We start from the raw sequence: 2,615 nt of genomic DNA, 5'->3' as shown, positions 1-2,615 counted from the left end.
CGGCTACGTCAACGCCCTGCGCTTCTCCCCGACGGCCGCACCCTCGCCAGCGGCAGCGCGGACGGCACGATCCGCCTGTGGAACACCGCCGACCCCCGCCGTACGACCCTGCTGGGCCGCTCCCTCACGGCCCACGACGGCCCCGTCAACGTGCTGGCCTACAGCCCCGACGGCCGCACCCTCGCCAGCGGCAGCGACGACGACACGGTCCGCCTGTGGGACGTCACCGACCCGGCCGGCACCCGCACCCCGGCCGCCACGCTCACCGGTCACACCGAGGCGGTGGTCTCCCTGACCTTCCGCCCCGACGGGGACACCCTCGCCAGCGGCGGCAACGACAACACGGTCCGCCTGTGGAACGTCACCGACCCCGCCGACGCGGCCCCCATCGGCCAGTCGATGAGCCCCAACGCCAAGACGGGCAACTTCCTTGCCTTCAGCCCCCGCAGCCACCTGCTGGGCGTCTCCAGCGGCACCGACACGGTCCGGCTGTGGAACCTGGACGTGGACCGCGCGGTGTCCCACATCTGCGCGACCACCAGGAACGTCCTCACGAAGGAGAAATGGGACGAGTACCTGTCTCGCCTCTCCTACGACCCCCCGTGCGAACCCTGACCCGGGAACGTGATCCCGCTCACAACACCCACCCCCTCCCGAACGCCTGCTCCCACCGCCCAACCACCCTTGTTACTGTTGCCCCAGCCCGATCGCTGGTGCATCCCCCGTCGCCAGCGATCGGGTTTTTTCACTCCCCGCTCCCGGCCCGCTCCCGCCCCGCTCCCGCCCCGCCCCCGCGCCGTCCTGACCGTCCCCACCGCGCAGCGGAGGATGGCCCCCATGCACCTTCCTCTCGGCCTCCCCGAGCCCCGGCCCGTCCCGCCGGGTCAATACCCCGCCTGGGACCGGGCGCTCGCCCTGCTGAACCGGGATTTGGCGGCGACGCTTCCCGGCGTGGAACCCCCGCGCCTCTTCGCCCTTCCCGCCGACGACCCGAACGAGCCGGAGTACGTCTTCGTGGCCCTGTCCAACGGCGAGTGGCACGGCAGTCAACTGGACCCGGACTCCCGGGCCACCCCCGCCGCCGCCCTGGCGGCCGTCGCCGACGCCGCGCAGGAGACGGTCATGGAACTGCTCTGGCAGGCCTGGCCCCTGTGCCCGGAGCACGGCCTGGGCATGCATCCAGAAACGGACGCGGAGGATCAGGTCTCCTGGTGGTGCGCGGGAGCCCGCTCCCGCAGCGGCTCGGCCCACGTCCACAGGGCGGTGGGCGAACTGGCCGCGGTCAGCACTCCTCTTCCTCCGGCGCGGCCATGACGAGCCCGGAGCTGACAGCGTGCTCGTCGTCGATGCCCAGCCGCGAGAGGTGGGCCCAGCGGTCGAGCTGGGTGCAGGCCCAGGCGGGGTCGTAGGCCGCGGTGGGTAGTTGGGGTATGCGTTTGCGGCCGGTGTCGTCGAGTCGGTAGGGGACCTCGAACGCAGTGTTCCAGCGGTCCAGGTCGTCGGCGAAACGCGCCTCCGCCTGCGCGGGATCGATCCCCAGGTAGCGCGCGATGTCCACCCAGGACGTGCCCCGCTCGTGCTCCTAGACCACAGCCGAGGCCAGCACGCGCTCGGCGAGTTCGACGAGCTGGAGCGCTTGACTCACCCGGCCCCCGGGCCTGGTGTCGGGGTCGTGCCGGGTCACGACCAGGCCCCCCGCGCTGTCGGCCACGTCCACGGCCTGGTCGCAGAGCACCAGGCGCGCCAGCGCCTGCCGGGAAAATCGGGCGCGGTCGGCGTCGTAGGGGGTCGTCTCGGTCATGCGCACAGCGTCGCAGGAACCGTCCCTTTCACGAACCCGTTTTCCCCGGAGGGGGAGCGGGGCATGGCCCCGGCCATGGATGTCAAAAGACCCCCGGTCCTTGCGGACCGAGGGTCTTCGTGATGTGGGGCTAACAGGATTTGAACCTGTGGCCTCATCCTTATCAGGGATGCGCTCTAACCAACTGAGCTATAGCCCCGCCGCGCTCTGCGGTGTGTGTCCCGCGCGCTGACTCCTGAAGATTAGCGCACGTGGTGCGCAGTCCCAAAATCGGTTCTCGTGGGGCCGTCACTCGTCCTCGGCCAGCGTCAGTTCGACGCCGCCGACGAAGCCGGCCGAGAGGTTGTAGATGAAGGCGCCGAGCGTGGCCAGGGCCGTGGCGAGGACCACGTCGATGACCGCGATGATCGAGGTGAACATCAGGACGTTCGGCAGGGAGAGGAACGACTGCAGGTCGAAGCCGTTGGACTCGTTGGAGCCGGTGGCCTCCGAGATGGTGCCGCCGACCGTGGAGAAGACGCCCATGGCGTCCATGACCATCCACAGCACCGCCGAGGCGACGATCGTGCAGATGCCGAGCGCGATGGAGAGCAGGAAGCTGACCTTCATCACCGACCACGGGTCGGCCTTGGCCACCCGCAGCCGGGCCTTGCGGGTGCGCGGCTGGGTGCGGGCGCCCGTGCGCGGCTTGCGCATCGCGCCGGTCGCCCCGGCCGGGGCACCGCCCGCCGGGTACGCCTGCGGCGGGTGGTAGGGCCCCGCGGAGGGCTGCGGCTGCCGTTCGCCGGGCAGCGGCGAGGGCGCCGCCTGGGCC

The 2,615-nt window shown here is 71.4% G+C and carries 4 protein-coding genes, 1 tRNA gene and 1 pseudogene; 2 read left to right on the top strand and 4 right to left on the bottom strand.

Translation table 11 applies throughout. The annotated features are described in order from the left end of the window. Together GA0115233_RS39840 and GA0115233_RS39835 are read left to right on the top strand one after the other, a co-directional pair. A pseudogene (locus GA0115233_RS39840) lies at positions 1 to 615 on the top strand (WD40 repeat domain-containing protein); the annotation flags it as partial. A 222-nt stretch (positions 616 to 837) separates the two neighbouring features. Further along, positions 838 to 1,314: a hypothetical protein gene (locus tag GA0115233_RS39835; protein WP_093725664.1), complete on the top strand. Its 477-nt coding sequence runs from the start codon at positions 838 to 840 to the stop codon at positions 1,312 to 1,314. Here GA0115233_RS39835 and GA0115233_RS42200 read toward each other — a convergent pair. From GA0115233_RS42200 to GA0115233_RS39820, 4 genes are all read right to left on the bottom strand, one after another. Then, positions 1,283 to 1,558 (bottom strand): hypothetical protein, encoded by a 276-nt coding sequence (locus GA0115233_RS42200; RefSeq protein ID WP_255310521.1) that lies wholly within the window; start codon positions 1,556 to 1,558, stop codon positions 1,283 to 1,285. The genes GA0115233_RS39835 and GA0115233_RS42200 overlap by 32 nt on opposite strands. A 24-nt stretch (positions 1,559 to 1,582) precedes the next feature. Then, positions 1,583 to 1,801, bottom strand: coding sequence for a hypothetical protein (locus GA0115233_RS42195; protein WP_255310520.1), 219 nt, complete (start codon positions 1,799 to 1,801; stop codon positions 1,583 to 1,585). A 125-nt stretch (positions 1,802 to 1,926) separates the two neighbouring features. Continuing rightward, positions 1,927 to 2,000 (bottom strand) — tRNA-Ile (locus tag GA0115233_RS39825). 89 nt (positions 2,001 to 2,089) lie between these two features. After that, a partial coding sequence (locus GA0115233_RS39820) for a DUF3566 domain-containing protein (RefSeq protein ID WP_093725662.1) occupies positions 2,090 to 2,615 on the bottom strand: 526 nt, incomplete at its 5' end.

The sequence above is a fragment of the Streptomyces sp. DI166 genome (assembly GCF_900091315.1).
GTDB lineage: Bacteria > Actinomycetota > Actinomycetes > Streptomycetales > Streptomycetaceae > Streptomyces > Streptomyces fuscus.
Note: the sequence above shows the minus strand (reverse complement) of the source record. Positions and strands in the feature narration are given on the sequence as shown.